At 60.8% G+C, this 17,657-nt stretch carries 12 protein-coding genes; 4 read left to right on the top strand and 8 right to left on the bottom strand.

Annotation, left to right across the window (positions count from 1 at the left end; all coding sequences use genetic code 11):
- Positions 1-11 precede the first annotated feature (11 nt).
- The 3 genes from mmsB to chvE are packed head-to-tail and all read right to left on the bottom strand — an operon-like array spanning position 12 to position 3,811.
- A complete protein-coding gene (mmsB, locus tag ACYVI2_RS15850; protein WP_415815286.1) occupies positions 12-1,214 on the bottom strand; it encodes a multiple monosaccharide ABC transporter permease in 1,203 nt (400 codons plus the stop codon).
- Entirely contained in the window at positions 1,211-2,746 is a 1,536-nt protein-coding gene (gene mmsA, locus ACYVI2_RS15845; protein WP_415815284.1) for a multiple monosaccharide ABC transporter ATP-binding protein, read from the bottom strand. Before mmsA ends, mmsB begins: the two co-directional genes overlap by 4 nt.
- 9 nt (positions 2,747-2,755) lie before the next feature.
- Positions 2,756-3,811 (bottom strand): multiple monosaccharide ABC transporter substrate-binding protein, encoded by a 1,056-nt coding sequence (gene chvE / locus ACYVI2_RS15840; protein WP_415815282.1) that lies wholly within the window; start codon positions 3,809-3,811, stop codon positions 2,756-2,758.
- A gap of 157 nt (positions 3,812-3,968) precedes the next feature.
- Here chvE and ACYVI2_RS15835 point away from each other — a divergent pair, with 157 nt between their 5' ends.
- On the top strand, positions 3,969-4,910 hold the full coding sequence (locus ACYVI2_RS15835) for a LysR family transcriptional regulator (protein ID WP_415815280.1): 942 nt from the start codon (positions 3,969-3,971) through the stop codon (positions 4,908-4,910).
- Between the two features lie 54 nt (positions 4,911-4,964).
- On the opposite strand, the gene ACYVI2_RS15830 is transcribed toward ACYVI2_RS15835, so the two are convergent.
- Complete coding sequence (locus ACYVI2_RS15830; RefSeq protein WP_415815278.1) at positions 4,965-5,654, bottom strand: hypothetical protein; 690 nt, start codon at positions 5,652-5,654, stop codon at positions 4,965-4,967.
- A gap of 93 nt (positions 5,655-5,747) precedes the next feature.
- On the bottom strand, positions 5,748-6,596 hold the full coding sequence (gene fghA, locus ACYVI2_RS15825) for an S-formylglutathione hydrolase (protein WP_415815276.1): 849 nt from the start codon (positions 6,594-6,596) through the stop codon (positions 5,748-5,750).
- Between the two features lie 177 nt (positions 6,597-6,773).
- Between fghA and ACYVI2_RS15820 the strand changes: the two genes are divergently transcribed.
- The 3 genes from ACYVI2_RS15820 (at position 6,774) to ACYVI2_RS15810 (ending at position 14,084) form a co-directional block, all read left to right on the top strand.
- The gene (locus ACYVI2_RS15820; RefSeq protein ID WP_415815274.1) at positions 6,774-7,490 is read left to right on the top strand and encodes a transposase; all 717 of its coding nucleotides are present in this window, start codon (positions 6,774-6,776) and stop codon (positions 7,488-7,490) included.
- A 374-nt stretch (positions 7,491-7,864) separates the two neighbouring features.
- Positions 7,865-12,601 (top strand): glutamate synthase-related protein, encoded by a 4,737-nt coding sequence (locus ACYVI2_RS15815; RefSeq protein ID WP_415815272.1) that lies wholly within the window; start codon positions 7,865-7,867, stop codon positions 12,599-12,601.
- Between the two features lie 16 nt (positions 12,602-12,617).
- The gene (locus ACYVI2_RS15810) at positions 12,618-14,084 is read left to right on the top strand and encodes a glutamate synthase subunit beta (protein ID WP_415815270.1); all 1,467 of its coding nucleotides are present in this window, start codon (positions 12,618-12,620) and stop codon (positions 14,082-14,084) included.
- A 211-nt stretch (positions 14,085-14,295) separates the two neighbouring features.
- On the opposite strand, the gene cuyB is transcribed toward ACYVI2_RS15810, so the two are convergent.
- The 3 genes from cuyB to ACYVI2_RS15795 are packed head-to-tail and all read right to left on the bottom strand — an operon-like array spanning position 14,296 to position 17,543.
- Positions 14,296-15,036 (bottom strand): cysteate racemase, encoded by a 741-nt coding sequence (gene cuyB, locus ACYVI2_RS15805; protein ID WP_415815268.1) that lies wholly within the window; start codon positions 15,034-15,036, stop codon positions 14,296-14,298.
- Between the two features lie 58 nt (positions 15,037-15,094).
- Positions 15,095-16,537, bottom strand: a complete 1,443-nt coding sequence (locus ACYVI2_RS15800; RefSeq protein ID WP_415815266.1) for an N-acyl-D-amino-acid deacylase family protein — start codon at positions 16,535-16,537, stop codon at positions 15,095-15,097.
- A 22-nt stretch (positions 16,538-16,559) separates the two neighbouring features.
- On the bottom strand, positions 16,560-17,543 hold the full coding sequence (locus tag ACYVI2_RS15795) for a Bug family tripartite tricarboxylate transporter substrate binding protein (protein ID WP_415815264.1): 984 nt from the start codon (positions 17,541-17,543) through the stop codon (positions 16,560-16,562).
- Between the last annotated feature and the right edge of the window lie 114 nt (positions 17,544-17,657).

Raw genomic sequence — 17,657 nt, 5'->3', positions numbered from 1 at the left:
CCGGATCGGGATCAGCCTTGCCTGCGGCGGTTGTAGACATCGAAAAAAACAGCGGCCAGCAGAGCGCATCCCTTGATGACTTGCTGGTAGTCGATACCGATGCCGAGAATGGACATTCCGTTATTCATGACGCCCATGATGAAAGCCCCCACCACCGCGCCGATGATCTTGCCGGTACCGCCCGAGGCCGACGCTCCGCCGATGAACACTGCCGCAATGACGTCCAGTTCGAGTCCGAAGCCGGCCTTGGGTGTGGCCGTATTCAGGCGCGCGGCAAAGATCAGCCCCGCCAGCGCCGCCAGGAAGCCCATGTTCACAAACGTGAGAAAGGTCAGCCGTTCCGTCTTGATGCCTGAGATACGCGCGGCCTTCTCGTTGCCGCCCAGCGCATAGATGCGTCGACCCAGCGTTGTCTTCTCGGTGATGAAGACGTAAATCGCGGTCAGTATTCCCATGGAGAGCAGCACGTTTGGCAAACCGCGAAAACCCGCAAGCTTCCAGGTGAAGAACAGGATCGCCATCGAGATGATGGCCAGGCGTCCCACAAAAAACCCCAGCGGCTCGGCATCAATGCCATATCGGCGGTTACGCGACCATGCCCGACAGGATGAGTACATCAGCAGCGCCACACCCACGACTCCCACTATCAGCGCGGTGAAATTGGGCTTGCCCGCACCAAAGAGGTCAGGCACGAAACCGGTGGACAGCAGTTGAAAGTCGCGAGGAAACGGACCGACCGATTGGCCTTGCAACAGCCACAGCGACAGCCCGCGGAATATCAGCATGCCAGCCAACGTCACGATGAACGCAGGGATCTTCCAGAATGCAATGAAGTACCCCTGGGCCGCGCCGATAACCATGCCGGCCAGCAGGCATGCCGGTACCGCGGTCCAGACCGGCCAGCCCAGTTGGACAATCAGCACGGCGGCGAGCGCGCCGACAAAGCCCATCACTGATCCCACGGACAGATCGATATGCCCCGATACGATCACCATCAACATGCCCAGGGCCATGATGACGATGTAGCTGTTCTGCAGCAGCAGGTTGGTAATGTTGACCGGCCGCATCAGCGTGCCATCGGTCAGTACCTGGAACATGATCAGGATGGCGACCAACGCGATCAGCAGGCCGTATTCGCGCATATGCTTCGCAAAATAGGCGCCGACGCTGTTGCTGTTGCCGCCCGATGTTGGCAGGGACGTCGAGGTATTCATATGCTCTGCTCCTCGTCGCTGACAATGAGCGACATGATGCGTTCCTGGGTGGCTTGCCCGGCATCGAGCTCGCCGATGAACGCACCCTCGTTCATCACATAGATGCGGTCACACATGCCCAGCAACTCGGGCAGCTCCGAAGAAATCATGACCACGGCTTTACCTTGTTCGCTCAGCCCGTTGATGATCCCGTATATCTCGTATTTCGCACCGACATCGATGCCGCGCGTGGGTTCATCCAGAATCAGCACGTCCGGTTCGGTAAAAAGCCATTTGGACAAAACCACCTTCTGCTGATTGCCGCCGGACAGATTGGCGACCGTCTGAAATACCGAAGGTGTGCGGATACGCATGGCCGTTCGGTATTTTTCCGATATCTCGATTTCACGTCGGCGGTCGATCACCCCCGCACGAGCTACGCGCTCCAGGCTGGCCAGGGTCACGTTACGCAGCACCGTGTCCTCCAGCAGCAGGCCCAGCGACTTACGGTCTTCGGTGACGTAGGCCAGACCTGCCTTGATGGCCCTGGGCACGTCCGAAACATCGACCGGTTTGCCCCGCATCCGCACCTGGCCGGAAATATGGCGGCCGTATCCACGCCCGAAAATCGACATGGCAAGTTCGGTTCGGCCCGCTCCCATCAGTCCGGCTATACCCACCACCTCACCGGCGCGGACTGTGAAGGACACGTCCTTGACCATCTGCCGGCCTCTCTGCTCAGGATGCCAGACGTTCCAGTCGCACACCTCGAGTACCGCCTCGCCGGCACGGCGTTCGCGCGGCGGATAGCGCTGCGACATGTCCCGTCCCACCATGTCGCGCACGATGCGGTCCTCACATAAGGCCTCGGTCGCGGCGTCCAGCGTCGAGACCGTCGATCCGTCACGTATCACGCTGACCCGGTCGGCGATGCGGCGTACTTCGTTGAGCTTGTGGCTGATGATGATGGAGGTCACGCCCTGCGCCTTCAACTCCAGCAGCAAGTCCAGCAAGGCCTGACTGTCCGACTCTGACAAAGCTGCCGTCGGTTCGTCCAGAATGAGCAGCCGCACGTTCTTGGCGAGCGCTTTGGCAATCTCGACCAGTTGCTGTTTGCCCACTCCCAGCGTCCCGACCATCGTGCCGGGCGCGTCCGTCAAACCGACCTTGCGCAGCAATTCTCCCGCCTGACGAAAGGTTTCGTGCCACGACACCACGCCACCTGACGCGCGCTCATTGCCCAGAAAGATATTCTCGGCAATGGACAACTGCGGCACCAATGCAAGCTCTTGGTGGATGATGACAATACCGCGCGCCTCGCTATCGCGGATGGAGCGAAAACGCATGATCTCGCCATCGTAGGCAATCTCGCCGTCGTAGCTGCCGTGGGCATAGACGCCCGACAAGACCTTCATCAGCGTGGACTTGCCCGCACCGTTCTCGCCGCAAATGGCGTGGATCTCGTTATGTCTGACCGCCAGATCGACCCGATTCAGCGCCTTCACGCCTGGAAAGGTCTTCGTGATGGCGCGCATTTCCAGAAGATAGGTCATGGATGCGACCTACTGGATATCCGATTTCTGGTAATAGCCCGACTGGACCAGCACCGCCTCCCAATTGTCTGCGTTGACCACCGTGGGTTGCAGCAGGAAGGCGGGAACGACTTTCACGCCATTGTTGTATGTCTTGGTGTCGTTGACTTGCGGTTTGCCTTCCTTGAGCATGGCGTCGACCATGCCTACCGTGACGCGTGCCAACTCTCGGGTGTCCTTGAATATCGTGGAATACTGTTCGTTGGCCAGAATGGATTTGATCGACGGCAACTCCGCATCCTGACCGGTGACCACGGGCATGCTCTGCCCGCCCGAGCCATATCCCACGCCTTTGAGCGACGAGAGAATTCCAATGGACATGCCATCGTACGGCGACAGCACGCCATGCAGGCGCTCTTTGGTATAGCTCGAGGACAGCAGGTTATCCATACGGGCTTGGGCCGCGGCGCCATCCCAGCGCAAGGTGCCCACCCGATCCATGCCGGTCTGACCCGACACGACCTTGATGTCACCAGCATCGATCAACGGTTTGAGCACGGACATGGCACCGTCGTAGAAGAAATAGGCGTTGTTGTCGTCGGGACTGCCGCCGAATAACTCCACGTTCCAGGGTTTGACGCCGCCAAAGCGCTGCTTCAGCCCGCTGATCAGCGACTGCGCTTGCTCTACGCCCACTTTGAAATTGTCGAACGTGGCGTAGTAATCGACATGTTCGGTGCCGCGGATCAGGCGATCATAGGCAACGACCTTGATGTCGGCCGCCGCAGCATTCTCGAGCGTGTTGGTCAGCGTACTGCCATCGATGGCAGCGATGACCAGCACATCCACTCCCCGAGTGATCATGTTTTCGATCTGGGCCAACTGATTCGGAATGTCATCCTCGGCGAACTGCAACTGCGTGTCGTAACCAGCTTCCTGGAACAGTTTGACCATCGCATTGCCGTCCGCGATCCAGCGCGGAGAGGACTTAGTTGGCATCGCAATGCCAACGGTTTCGGCAGCAGCAGCCGAAACCACGCACGCCGCCGCTGCCGCCAGCACGGCGGTCACGATTTTCTTGAACATTGTCTTGTCTCCTTTGATCTTTGATTTCAGGCCGGACTGGTGCTCCCCGGACCTGCACAACCCTCGATCTAGGGTCAGCGCATGCATGCTACGCCGCTCAAAACATAACAGTAAAATTCTATTTTCTGACTTTCACATACCAATAAAGGTATGGAATATGCGATCTCGCTTTCTACTCAAACCCGCGCAGATGCAATTACTCGCGGCAATCGCCGACCTGGACCAGCTTCAGCTTGCCGCTCAGAGAATTGCCATGTCACAACCGGCCGCGTCCCGGATGCTGGCCGACATCGAGACCGCGGCCGGCGGGACGCTTTTTCATCGACACGCCAAGGGCATGGTGCCCACTGAACTCGGCCTGCTCGTCATTCGGCGCGTGCGTGCGTTGCTGCGCGAGTTGCGTAGCTTGCAAGAGGACATCGAGGCCTACCACTCGGGCGGCGGCGGCGAGGTCAAGATTGGCGCGGTGACCGGCCCTGCCGCAGGCGTCCTGGTCAGTGCCGTTCGAGCCTTCAAACAGACGAGTCCCGCTGCAGCCATCACCGTCGAGGTATTGCCTTCGCGCGAGTTGGTCCAGCAATTGGCCAAGGGCGAGCTGGATTTCGCGTTGGCTCGGCTGCTGCCAGAATTTGATAGCCGCGAATTCGACCTGCAGCCCATGCGTGATGAGAAAATCGTGTTGCTAGTACGCGCCTCGCATCCCGTGGCGCGGCAGGGCCCGGCCTCGCTGGCCGAGTTAGCGCACTATGAGTGGATCATGCAGGCGCGCGGCAATCCAATCCGGGAAACCGTGCTCGAGTGTTTTGGCCAACTCGGCTTGCCCGAGCCGGGCAACATCATGAATTCGCCGTCCCTGGTCTTTACCATTGCTTATCTGCGTACGACCGATGCCATCGTCGCCCTGTCCGAAGAAGTGGCCGAATTACTCATGCAGGACGGCATGGGGCATGCCTTTGCCGTGCTTCCAGTGGACCGGGAAATGCGCGTGCCACCGTACTTCCTGCTGACCTTGCGCCACCGGCCGTTATCACCGGCCGCGCAAAAACTGCGCGAACACGTGCTTGAGGTCTCGCACGAGAATCGCCAACCGCCGCGCTGACAGCTCCCGCCGTCCGGTAGGATTGGTCCCGTTTTTATCGCGCCGTAGCCTGCGTTACCAACCCGATTGGCGTAGCGCGTCCTCGGTCGCCTGGCCGTCGGGCCGGATGACGACGCCGCCACGGGGATCCATATAGACCTGATAGCGCGCGCCGTCGATCATGGGCATATAGGCGGCACTGCCGTATTGAACGTCGACAAACGGCAGCCAGTTGGGGAACACCTTTTTCATCTGGGCCAGGTCGGGTACAGGCCAATCGGATAAATCATGAACGCTGCGCGCCGCCGTTTTTTCCTGCTCGACGTCGCGATAGCGGCCAGACAGGCGCTCAAACGCGTACAAGGGGGGCGCACCCGCGAGCAGGGCGGGCAGACGCCAGCGTACGACTTTGGCGTCGATCTGCCACTGATCGCCCGAAAGTGGATAAATACGCTCGCCTTTGCCGGGAACGTCCGTCGTGACCAGGAATTGTCCTGGCGTCTGCTCATGCATGGTTACCGTCGCAACAGGCACATCGGTAGTCAATCGGACGAACTGAACCAGCGTCAATGCCAGCATGGCCGATGCGCCTGCCAGGGCGATCAGCAGAACGCCGAACAGGCGCCGTATCGGCCGCAGCCTGAATACCCGGCGCCCGGAAGCATCCCGCGGCCCGCCGCGCCCGAATAACAGGGCCATCCCCGGTATCAACACGACCAAGGCCGCCAGGGCCATCCAGACAAAGGGGGCAAAACCATTGATCACTAGGCAATCCTCACGTTTGGGGGCGAGGGCGGCCCTGCCAAAGGGACGGCAAAGCAGCCGCCGTCAACAATAGCTCGATTTGCTGGCGTACCGTTAACAATGTTGATCAGCGTGAAACCGCACGTGATCCTGCATGAAAGTAGAAATAAAGTAATACCCGTGGTCGTAATCGGCATGACGTCGCAACGTCAGCGGCTGACCGGCCTGTTGGCAGGCCTGCTCGAATACTTCGGGATACAGCTGTTCGGCCAGGAAACCGTCCGCCAGCCCCTGATCGACCAAAATGCCGCGCGGGAACGGCTGCCGGGCGCGCGACATGAGCTCGCTGGCGTCGTAGGCCTTCCAGGCGTCTGTATCGGGCCCCAGATAGCCGTTAAAGGCCTTGTGGCCCCATGGACAACGGGTCGGTGCCGCGATCGGCGCAAAGGCGGAGACGGAACGGAATTTGTCAGGATGGCGCAATGCCAGCACCAGCGCACCGTGCCCGCCCATGGAATGACCAAAAATCCCTACCCGCTGGGCATCACCAGGCAGGTCCTGAGTAACGATGCCGTATAGCTCATCGGTCACATAGCTTTCCATCCGATAATGCGTGCTCCAGGGCTGCGCTGTAGCGTCTAGATAAAAACCCGCTCCGGTGCCGAAATCCCAATCTTGATCTTCACCGGCAATACCCGCGCCGCGAGGGCTGGTGTCCGGTGCAACCAGCATCAGGCCATATTCGGCAGCCAGACGTTGCGCGCCGCCCTTGATCATGAAGGTTTCCTCGGTGCAGGTCAGCCCTGCCAGATAAAACAGCACCGGTACGGGCCCCTGTTCCGCCTGGGGCGGCACATATACCGAGAACCTCATGGGCAAGCCGATCTGAGCCGAGTCGTGGCGGTAATAGCGTTGCCATCCGCCGAAACAGCGGTGCTGGGAGATCAATTCCAAGTCTGCCATGGCGCAGGGTTTTCCTTACTGGTTGCGTACACGCCCGATGTTAACCTGCGTGTCTGGCCGCGCTGACAGAGAGAGACACAATTGTCTACGGGTACCATCCCCTCTCGACGGCTGTGGCACTATTTATATATAGTGGTCAACACCACCGTTCTTTGTGGCTTGGTGCCCCTACACGCTATGGCTCGACTGCCCCGTTTGTACGCCCCCGGGTTACCGCAATTGGTACAGGCCAACTTCGTTCAGCCGCTGGCGACGCCTTCGCAACCAGCGCCACAAGAAGTGCTCAACCAATTGGCCGCCTGGCTTGGCGATTCTGCCCAGCGGCACCGCGTTGCGGTGCATGGATGGGTATTGGCCAACGATCGCATCCTGCTACTGGCGACCCCCAGTGACGAGGAGGGTCTGCCACGCCTGATGCAGACCCTGGGCCGCAATCTGGCGGCTCGTTTGCGCGGTGGCCGGGTCTTTGCCGGACGTTATCGATCGGCCCTGCTGGAGCCAGGTGTCTGGGTGTTGCCCGCATTGGTCTGGCTCGAGACTTATCCCGTACGCAGCGGTGCGGCACATGATCCCGACTCCTGGCCGTGGTCGTCCGCAGGCAGTCATACGGGCAATACGGCAGCTGCCACGCCGCCATCGCCTTGGCAGTCCGATCACGCCGACTACTGGGCCTGCGGCAATACCCCTTTTGACCGCCAGGCGAATTACCGGCGGCGCCTGCAAGACGGCCTGTCGCGCGAGGAAAGCCAGCGTATCGACCAGGCAGTGTCCGGCCAGTGGGCACTGGGCGGCGCCGATTTCATTGCCAGCCTGACCCATACCGCCAGCCGCCGTGTTGCACCAGGCCGGCGAGGCCGCCCTCGCAAAACGCCCGTCGAGGCGAAAACTTCATAGGTCCTTTCGGACCCAACGCATCCGCATCAACAGGCCTTCATGCGCCGCACCATAAGATGGCGGCGAGGACTTTCGAACGTCCTCTCGGCCAATCTGCGCCGCAGATTCACAACAATAAGCCCCGTTAAAACAGGGACATATAATGAAGTTTTCTACCTAGACCCTAGTGAATTTATCTGGCGCAAGTTATGGGGAAATTCTATCTATTTGATTTTCATAAAATTTTAATATGTCCCCATATATGCGCACCGAAACGGTGCCTGATATAAATTAGGGACGCACCACATTTATTTTTGTTGCACCCCAACTCGTACCGCAGTATCGTCGAGACCTTGCACTGCAACATTCCGACGCAGTTCTCTGCGGAGCGCGCTATGTCCTCGAATTCTCAAACCGATTCCTGTCGCCCGGTGGCGACGCCTATTGATGCAACCCGCATCGGCATTCCCGCCGCACAGGGTCTGTACAGCCCTCAGCACGAGCACGATGCCTGTGGCGTCGGGTTTGTCGCACACATTAAAGGGCGCAAAAGCCACGCCATCATTCAACAAGGCCTGAAGATCCTGGAAAACCTGGATCACCGCGGTGCCGTAGGCGCCGACAAGCTGATGGGCGATGGCGCCGGCATTCTGATCCAGATTCCCGATGCGCTCTATCGCGACGAGATGAGCCAGCAAGGCATCACACTGCCGGCGCCGGGCGAATACGGTGTGGCCATGATGTTCCTGCCCAAGGAAACCGCCTCGCGACTGGCCTGTGAGCAGGAACTCGAACGCGCTGTGCGCGCCGAGGGCCAGATTGTGCTGGGCTGGCGCGATGTGCCGGTGGACGTCGACATGCCGATGTCGCCGACCGTGCGTTCGGTCGAACCTGTCATCCGCCAACTGTTCATTGGCCGTGGCGCCGACGTGATGGTGCCCGACGCGCTGGAACGCAAGCTCTACGTCATCCGTAAAACCGCCAGCCACGCCATCCAGGCAATGAAACTGGCGCATGGCAAAGAATATTTCGTGCCGTCGGCCTCGGTGCGCACCGTCGTGTACAAGGGCTTGTTGCTGGCCGATCAGGTCGGCCGCTATTACCGCGACCTGGCGGATCCGCGCACGGTGTCGGCGCTGGCGCTGGTGCACCAACGTTTCTCGACCAACACGTTCCCCGCCTGGCCGCTGGCTCACCCCTATCGCATGATTGCCCACAACGGTGAGATCAACACCGTCAAGGGCAACTTCAACTGGCTGCGCGCTCGCGAAGGCATGATGCAATCGGCCGTGCTGGGCGATGATCTGAAAAAACTGTACCCCATCGTGTACGAAGGGCAGTCCGATACGGCGACGTTCGACAACTGCCTGGAACTGCTCGTGAACTCGGGCTACTCGCTGTCGCACGCGATGATGATGATGATCCCCGAGGCCTGGGAACAGCATACGCAGATGGATGCGAGCCGCCGCGCGTTCTACGAATATCACGCGGCCATGATGGAACCGTGGGACGGTCCCGCCGCCGTGGCGTTCACCGACGGCCGCCAGATCGGCGCCACGTTGGACCGCAACGGCCTGCGTCCTGCACGCTACCTGATTACCGATGACGATATGGTCATCATGGCGTCCGAAGCCGGCACGCTGTCGATCCCCGAAAACCGCATCGTCAAAAAATGGCGCCTGCAGCCGGGCAAGATGTTCCTGATCGATCTGGAACAAGGCCGCATCATCGACGATACGGAAATCAAGCTGCAGCTGGCCAACAGCCGCCCGTATCGCCAATGGATCGAGCGCCTGCAGCTCAAGCTGGAAGCCCTGCCCACGCCGCGCCAGGCGGCACAAGCGCCCGAGTCGTCGATTTCGCTGCTCGATCGCCAACAAGCATTTGGCTGGACCCAGGAAGACTACAAGTTCATTCTGGAACCCATGGCGACGTCCGGCGAGGAAGTCATCGGCTCGATGGGCAACGACGCCCCGCTGGCCGTGCTGTCGAACCGCGCCAAGCCGTTCTACAACTATTTCCGCCAGTTGTTCGCCCAGGTGACCAACCCGCCCATCGACCCCATCCGCGAACAGATGGTGATGTCGCTGGTGTCGTTCATCGGTCCCAAGCCGAACCTGCTGGACATCAACAACGTGAATCCGCCGCTGCGCCTGGAAGTCTCGCAGCCGGTGCTGGATTTCGCGGCCATGGCGCAGATCCGCGACGTCGAGCAAGTCACGGGCAAGAAATTCCGCAGCTACGAGTTGGATATCACCTACCCTGCTGCCTGGGGTTCCGAGGGCATCGAGGCCCGCGTGGCCGCGTTGTGCGCTCGTGCAGTGGATGCCGTACAAAGCGGCTACAACATTCTGATCGTGTCTGACCGCCTGGTCGACAGCGAGCGCGTCGCCATCCCGGCGCTGCTGGCGACGTCGGCTGTCCACCAGCATCTGATCCGTTCGGGCCTGCGCACTGCAACCGGCCTGGTCGTGGAGACCGGCTCGGCCCGCGAAGTGCACCATTTCGCGCTGTTGGGCGGCTACGGCGCCGAAGCGATCCACCCCTATCTGGCACTGGAATCGCTGGGACGCATGGCCGATCCGGAAAAGGCGGTCAAGAACTTCATCAAGGCCATCGGCAAGGGCCTGAACAAGGTCATGTCCAAGATGGGCATCTCGACCTACATGTCCTATACCGGCGCGCAGATTTTCGAAGCCGTCGGCCTGCAACGCAGCCTGGTTGATAAATACTTCACCGGTACCGCCTCGAACGTCGAAGGCATCGGCATTTTCCAAGTCGCCGAAGAAGCCCTGCGCCAGCATCGCGCGGCCTTCAGCGCCGACCCGGTATTGGCCAACGACCTGGACGCAGGCGGCGAGTACGCGTTCCGTATCCGTGGCGAAGAGCACATGTGGACGCCGGACTCGATCGCCAAGCTGCAGCATGCTTCGCGCGCGAACAATTACCGCACGTACAAGGAATACGCGCAGATCATCAACGATCAAACGCGCCGCCACATGACGCTGCGCGGCTTGTTCGAGTTCCGTTTTGATCCGTCGCGCGCGATTCCCCTGGAAGACGTCGAGCCGGCCAAGGAAATCGTCCGGCGCTTTGCCACCGGCGCCATGTCGCTGGGCTCCATCTCGACGGAGGCTCACTCGGTGCTGGCTGTGGCGATGAACCGCATCGGCGGTAAATCGAACACAGGCGAAGGCGGCGAAGACGAACTGCGTTATCGCGCCGAAATGCGCGATGGCAAGAGCACTATCAAAGACGGCGATACGCTGTCGTCCGTCCTGGGCACCGACCGCATCGAAGCCGACGTCCCGCTGAAGGCCGGCGACTCGCTGCGTTCACGCATCAAACAGGTTGCGTCGGGCCGTTTTGGTGTCACCGCCGAATACCTGAGCAGCGCCGATCAGATTCAGATCAAAATGGCGCAGGGTGCCAAACCCGGCGAGGGCGGTCAATTGCCCGGCCACAAGGTCACGGACTACATCGCCAAGCTGCGTTACTCGGTGCCGGGCGTCGGCCTGATTTCGCCCCCGCCGCACCATGACATTTATTCGATCGAAGACTTGGCTCAGCTGATCCACGATCTGAAGAACGTCAACAGCAAGTCGTCGATCTCGGTCAAGCTCGTGTCCGAAGTCGGGGTGGGAACCGTGGCCGCGGGTGTGGCCAAGGCCAAAGCCGATCACGTCGTGATCGCCGGCCATGATGGCGGCACCGGCGCATCGCCCGTCTCGTCGATCAAGCACGTGGGCACGCCCTGGGAACTGGGCCTGGCCGAAACGCAGCAAACGCTGGTGCTCAACCGCCTGCGCAGCCGCATTCGCGTGCAGGCCGACGGCCAGATGAAAACCGGCCGTGACGTCGTCATCGGCGCGCTGCTGGGCGCTGACGAATTCGGCTTTGCGACCGCACCGCTGGTCGTGGAAGGCTGCATCATGATGCGCAAGTGCCACCTGAACACCTGCCCGGTGGGCGTGGCTACGCAGGACCCGGTCTTGCGCCGCAAGTTCCAGGGCAAGCCTGAGCACGTGGTGAACTTCTTCTTCTTTATCGCCGACGAAGTCCGCGAAATCATGGCGCAACTGGGCATCCGTAAATTCGACGACCTGATCGGCCGCTCGGATCTGCTGGATATGCGTGCCGGCATCGAACACTGGAAAGCGCAAGGCCTGGATTTCGGCCGCGTGTTCTACCAACCGCAGATCGATACGGAAAAACGTCAAACCGAAACGCAAGACCACGGCCTGGCCGGTGCGCTGGATCACCTGTTGATCGAACGCAGCAAGCCCGCGCTGGAACGCGGCGAAAAGGTCTCGTTCATCACGCCGGTGCGCAACCGCAATCGTACGATCGGCGCCATGCTGTCCGGCGCGGTCGCGGCACGCTACGGTCACGATGGTCTGCCTGATGACACCATCCACATTCAGTGCAATGGCACGGCAGGACAGAGCTTCGGCGCGTTCCTGGCGCATGGCATCACGCTGGATCTGGTCGGCGAAGGCAACGACTACGTGGGCAAGGGCTTGTCGGGTGGCCGCATCATCGTGCGCTCGCCCAATGATTTCCGTGGCTTTGGCCCTGATCACATCATCGCGGGCAATACGGTGCTGTACGGCGCGCTGGCTGGCGAGGCTTTCTTTAATGGCGTGGCGGGCGAGCGTTTTGCCGTGCGTAACTCGGGCGCAGCCACCGTTGTCGAAGGTACCGGCGACCACGGTTGCGAATACATGACCGGCGGCACGGTCGTGGTGCTGGGTGAGACCGGCCGTAACTTCGCGGCCGGGATGTCGGGCGGCGTGGCCTACGTCTGGGATCCGGACCGCAGCTTCAAACACCGCTGCAACCTGTCGATGGTCGAACTGGAAGGCATCGCGCCGCACGCGGAACAACTCGCGCAAAACGATCAATCGGGCTGGCACAGCGCTCAGCGCGGTGGCGAACGCGACACCGACGAAGCGATCCTGCGCAAGCTGATCGAAGATCACTTCCGTTATACCGGCAGTTTCCGTGCCCGGGAAATCCTGGGCGACTGGGAAACCTCGCGCGGCAAGTTCATCAAAGTGATGCCGACGGAATACCGCCGCGCATTGGGCGAAATGTGGCGTGCAGCCAATCCTGAACAATTGGCTGCGTAAGGCCTAAGGACCGATCATGGGAAAAATCACTGGCTTTATGGAATATCAGCGGCTGCAGGAAGCCTCTGAAGCTCCGCAAAAACGCCTGAAAAACTGGCGCGAATTCGTCCTGCACCTGAGCGATGACCAGTCCAAGCAACAAGCAGCTCGCTGCATGGACTGCGGCATCCCGTTTTGCAACAGCGGCTGCCCGGTCAACAACATCATTCCTGACTGGAACGACCTGGTCTACCGTCAGGAATGGCGCCGCGCGCTGCATGTCCTGCACTCGACGAACAACTTTCCTGAGTTCACGGGCCGCATTTGCCCGGCCCCCTGCGAGGCGGCCTGTACCCTCAACATCAATAGCGATGCGGTGGGTATCAAGTCGATCGAGCACGCCATCATCGACAAAGGTTGGGCCGAAGGCTGGGTCGTACCGCAAGTCCCTGCCCGCAAGACTGGCAAGAAAGTCGCGGTCGTAGGCTCTGGCCCGTCCGGCCTGGCGTGCGCACAGCAATTGGCGCGCGCGGGCCACGCCGTGACCGTGTTCGAAAAAAGCGACCGCATCGGCGGGTTGCTGCGTTATGGCATCCCTGACTTCAAGTTAGAGAAATCGCAAATCGACCGCCGTATTTCGCAAATGGAAGCCGAAGGCGTCGAGTTCGCGCCGTCCACGTATGTCGGCAACGCCAGCGATTCCGTGGCCGACGGCCTGACCGTGCGCACCCCGAAATCATTGACCGATGAGTTCGATGCCGTCGTCATGACGGGTGGCTCGGAAACGCCGCGCGATCTGCCGGTGCCGGGCCGCGAGCTCGAGGGTGTGTACTTTGCCATGGACTTCCTGCGTCAGCAGAACAAGGCCGTCGCAGGTGATCGCCTGACCAAACAAACACTGGCCAAGGGCAAGCATGTCGTCGTGATCGGCGGCGGCGATACGGGCTCGGATTGCGTAGGCACCAGCAACCGCCATGGCGCGGCCTCGGTCACGCAATTCGAACTGATGCCCCAACCGCCCGAGTCGGAAAACAAGCCGCTCGTGTGGCCGTACTGGCCCCTGAAGATGCGTACCTCGTCGTCGCACGAAGAAGGCTGCGATCGCGACTGGTCGGTGACGACCAAACTGCTCAAAGGCAGCAACGGCAAAGTCGAAAAGCTGGTTGGCTCTCGTGTCGAATGGTTCAAAGACGAAGCCACCGGCCAGATGAAAATGCGTGAGGTCGAAGGCTCCGAATTTGAAATCCAGGCGGACCTGGTGCTGTTGGCGATGGGCTTTGTTTCGCCGGTGCAGCAGGTGCTGGACGCCTTTGGCGTGGATCGCGATGCACGCGGCAATGTGCGCGCGAACACCGACGACTATCGCACCAATGTCGATAAAGTCTTTGCAGCTGGCGACATGCGCCGCGGCCAATCGCTGGTGGTCTGGGCCATTCGCGAAGGACGTCAATGCGCTCGCTCGGTGGATGAGTATCTGATGGGCGCCAGCGAATTGCCGCGCTGATTGGCACCGTCATTCCATCAAACGGCCAGCTCCTGCGGGGACTGGCCTTTTTTTGTTGCCGGGCTGCCCCAAAACAAGAACGCTCCTCGGGGGGATGAGCCCGGACACAGGGCAGTCCCTGCGGACTGCCCTGTGCCTGACGAATCCGAGCGGCGTGCTAGCCGCGAGGTGGACAGCAAGCCGAAGGCGCAGCGTGGGGGCTTTTTATTTCCTAATCGCGATGCGTCGCGAGCTTGCCCGCCTGTTGATAATACTCAATGACAGCCAGGGCAAGCGCGTCAATCGAATCGGTCGTCACCACGCCCAACGATGGCCGCACCGCATGAGGAATAGCCAGCGGCAGCTCGGTGCACCCCAACACAACGGCATCAGCGCCGCGTGCGCGTAGCCGCTGCACGCATTCCACAGCAGGCGCCAAGGAATCATCCAGCCGGTTGGCTTTCACCGCGCGAATAGAGGTCATGCACAAAGACTCTACCTCGTCGTCCTGCGGCACGATGCATTCGTAGCCATGTTGCTCCAACGTACGCTGATACAGGCCCAACGCCAATGTCGCCGCGGTACCCATCAATCCGATTCGGCCCCGCGTCACCCCTTGGCGGCGCAGGTCTGCGGCAACGGCCTCGATGATATGCAACACGGGACATTGCGAGGCCTGAGCTAGTTCGTCATACCAGAGATGCGCCGTATTGCAGGGAATGGCGATCAGATCCGCTCCCGATGCATTCAAGAACTCGATACCTGCGCGCATCGCTGGCAACGGGTCTTCGCCGCCAGCCAGCCGCGCGGTGCTGCGGTCGGGTATCCGCGGATCATTCAACAAGAGTGTGGGAATGTGTTCTTGATCCCTGTCGACCGGCGTCAGCGCCGCCACTCGCATCGCAAAGGCTGCGCCTGCCAGCGGTCCCATCCCACCCAATACACCCAACATATGTTTCGTTTCCATGCACATTTGAGCGCCCGCGGAGCGCTACATTCCAATCCTGCTTGTTGCGCCAGCCCCTACGGCCTCATGCCGGCACTCCGGGGCGCAACACTTGGCCGGGCCGTGCGCCGCTGGCTTGACTGCCATCCCAGACAGACCAGCCGTTGACCCAGACGCCGTCAATGCCCTGACTGACCTGGACAGGTTTCTCAAAAGTCGCCAGATCGTTGACGCGCTCGGGGTCCAGCAAAACCAAGTCCGCATAATAACCGGGCTTGAGCAGGCCTCGCTGCGCCAGGCCATATTGCGTTGCGGCCAAGCCTGTCATGCGGTGAATCGCCGCTGTGAGCGTCAACACGCCTTCTTCGCGCACCAAGCGGCGCAATACCTGGGGAAAGGTGCCCCACTGACGCGGATGCGGATGCGGATCAAAGGGCAGGCCATCGGACCCAACCATGGTGAGCGGGTGTTCGAAAATACGCCGCACATCGTTGGGGTCCATCAGAAAATAGATCGCGCCTGCTGGCGCCAACCGTGCCAGCATGGCTTCGTCGTCCAGGCCCAGTTCGGCCTGTACATCGGCGTAATCACGCCCCGTGGCAGCCGGATACCCTTTGGACCAAGTGATCATGGTGCGGCTGGCAATGCGCACACGGTCCAGGCGCAGCATCGTGGATGTCGCAGGGTACGGGTGGCAATCCAGGCAGACGGGCTGACTGGCCGCGGCTCGGGTGATCATGTCCAGCGTTTCGCGGGTGCGGCCATGATTGCGGCTGCCCGCCACTTTGTGATGTGAGAACACAACCCGGGCATCGACGGCACGCCCGATGGCCAGCGCCTCCTCCATCGCCGGCACGACGTGATCGGCTTCATCGCGCAGATGCGTCGCGTAGATGGCATGACGTCCAGTCATCGGCGCGCAAACATCGATGATCTCGTCGGTGGGAGCCGCGGCAGCAGGGGGATAGAACGTACCGGTCGATACCCCGAAAGCGCCTGCGGCCAACGCCTCGGCCAGCAACTCACGCATAGCCTGGCGTTCACCCGCGTCGGCAGCGCGATCGACCGCATCACCCATCACCGCCACACGCAATGTCGTGTGCCCCACCAACGGAATCACATTGGTGGCGGCTGGTGCCTCGCGCAGGGCCTCCAGCCACTGCGCGAATGTGGAAAAACGGAACAACTCGGCAGGGCCGAGCAGATCCAGCGGTTGCGGCATATCCTGCCGCGTCAGCGGCGCCAGGCTGATGCCGCAGTTACCCGTCACCACACTCGTGATGCCCTGCGACACCTTGGGCGTCATTTCCGGATGTGCCAGCAGATAGCCATCATCATGCGTATGCGAGTCGATAAAACCCGGCGCCAACACACGCCCGGCGGCATCCAGGACCGGCACACCGTCCGGACACGGGAAATCGCCCAGCTCGGCAATACGTTCGCCTTTAATAGCCAGATGGCCCTGCACGGGTTCTGCGCCGCTGCCGTCAACCAGCAGGGCATTCGTAATGATCAGATCAGCTTGCATAGAATGATGATGGTTATGTTGGTCAGTCCAGCTTCTCGATGCCGGCGCTCTCGATCAGTTTGCCCCATTTGGCAGTTTCTGCGTCCATGAGCCGCTTGAAATCCTCGGGGCTGCCGCCGGCAGGATCGGCGCCGAGTGCTGCCAGTGATTTTTGGACCTCGGGATTTTCCAGCGCCTTGTTCAAGTCAGCATTGAGCTTTTTGATGACGTCGGCCGGCGTGCCTGCAGGCGCCACCGCGCCTCCCCAGGCGATCGTCTCGTAGCCCTTCAGGCCGCTTTCGTCCAGCGTCGGGACATCGGGCAGCAAGGCCAAACGTTTGAGGCTGCTGACGCCCAGGGCGCGCACTTTTCCGCTTTGAATCAGCGGCACAGCCTCTGACGTATTCGCAAAGGTAAAGTCGAGCCGTCCGCCCATCAGATCCTGCATCGCGGCCGGGCCACCGTTGTAGGGAATGAACATGACATCGACTTTAGCCATGCTTTTGAAAAGCTCGCCACCCATGTGACCCGTGGTGCCGACACCCGAGGCACCATACGAGAGGCGGCCCGGCTCGGCCTTGGCACGGGCGACCAGGTCCTGCACCGACTTGATCGGCGAATCAGCCGGCACGATCAGCACGTTATAAATATTGAACATCTGACCTACCGGGACCAGATCCTTATCCACATCGTAAGGCAGCTTTTTAAATAGCGAGCGGTTCACGGCCAAGGTGTTGATATTGCCGTAGCCGATGGTGTAGCCATCGGCCTCTGCGCGCTTGATCAGCGACACGCCGATGTTGCCCGCCGCACCAGGACGGTTCTCGATCACCAGCGTCGCGCCAGTGTCCTTGGCGATCTGCGTCGTGATCAAGCGCGACAACACGTCGGGCGATCCGCCTGCGGCAGATGGCACGATGAAGGTGATCGGCTTGTCCGGAAAAGCGGCATGAGCGCTGACGGCAGCGCCCGTGGCCGTGCAGGCAACAGTTAGGACGCTCAAATAGCGGGCAAGAGTTCGATACATGTAATTCCCCTGGATATATGTGGTTTGGTTTCATTGCTGCACTCCTCGGGACCAGGCGTTACCGGCCCGGATCCGGGGAGCAAGAAAACGTGGAATGGCCCGGCGTTTTCTAGC

Source organism: Bordetella tumbae, assembly GCF_054780995.1.
The sequence above is the reverse complement of the archived record's forward strand: the minus strand, read 5'-3'. Positions and strand labels throughout refer to the sequence as shown.

What these genes read in the sequence shown, in the direction of transcription:
- mmsA (WP_415815284.1), bottom strand. Translation starts at nt 2,746, where the DNA reads ATGACCTATCTTCTGGAAATGCGCGCCATCACGAAGACCTTTCCAGGC.
- mmsB (WP_415815286.1), bottom strand. Translation starts at nt 1,214, where the DNA reads ATGAATACCTCGACGTCCCTGCCAACATCGGGCGGCAACAGCAACAGC.
- fghA (WP_415815276.1), bottom strand. Translation starts at nt 6,596, where the DNA reads ATGGCAGACTTGGAATTGATCTCCCAGCACCGCTGTTTCGGCGGATGG.
- ACYVI2_RS15795 (WP_415815264.1), bottom strand. Translation starts at nt 17,543, where the DNA reads ATGTATCGAACTCTTGCCCGCTATTTGAGCGTCCTAACTGTTGCCTGC.
- chvE (WP_415815282.1), bottom strand. Translation starts at nt 3,811, where the DNA reads ATGTTCAAGAAAATCGTGACCGCCGTGCTGGCGGCAGCGGCGGCGTGC.
- ACYVI2_RS15820 (WP_415815274.1), top strand. Translation starts at nt 6,774, where the DNA reads ATGGCTCGACTGCCCCGTTTGTACGCCCCCGGGTTACCGCAATTGGTA.
- ACYVI2_RS15835 (WP_415815280.1), top strand. Translation starts at nt 3,969, where the DNA reads ATGCGATCTCGCTTTCTACTCAAACCCGCGCAGATGCAATTACTCGCG.
- ACYVI2_RS15815 (WP_415815272.1), top strand. Translation starts at nt 7,865, where the DNA reads ATGTCCTCGAATTCTCAAACCGATTCCTGTCGCCCGGTGGCGACGCCT.
- ACYVI2_RS15800 (WP_415815266.1), bottom strand. Translation starts at nt 16,537, where the DNA reads ATGCAAGCTGATCTGATCATTACGAATGCCCTGCTGGTTGACGGCAGC.
- ACYVI2_RS15810 (WP_415815270.1), top strand. Translation starts at nt 12,618, where the DNA reads ATGGGAAAAATCACTGGCTTTATGGAATATCAGCGGCTGCAGGAAGCC.
- cuyB (WP_415815268.1), bottom strand. Translation starts at nt 15,036, where the DNA reads ATGTGCATGGAAACGAAACATATGTTGGGTGTATTGGGTGGGATGGGA.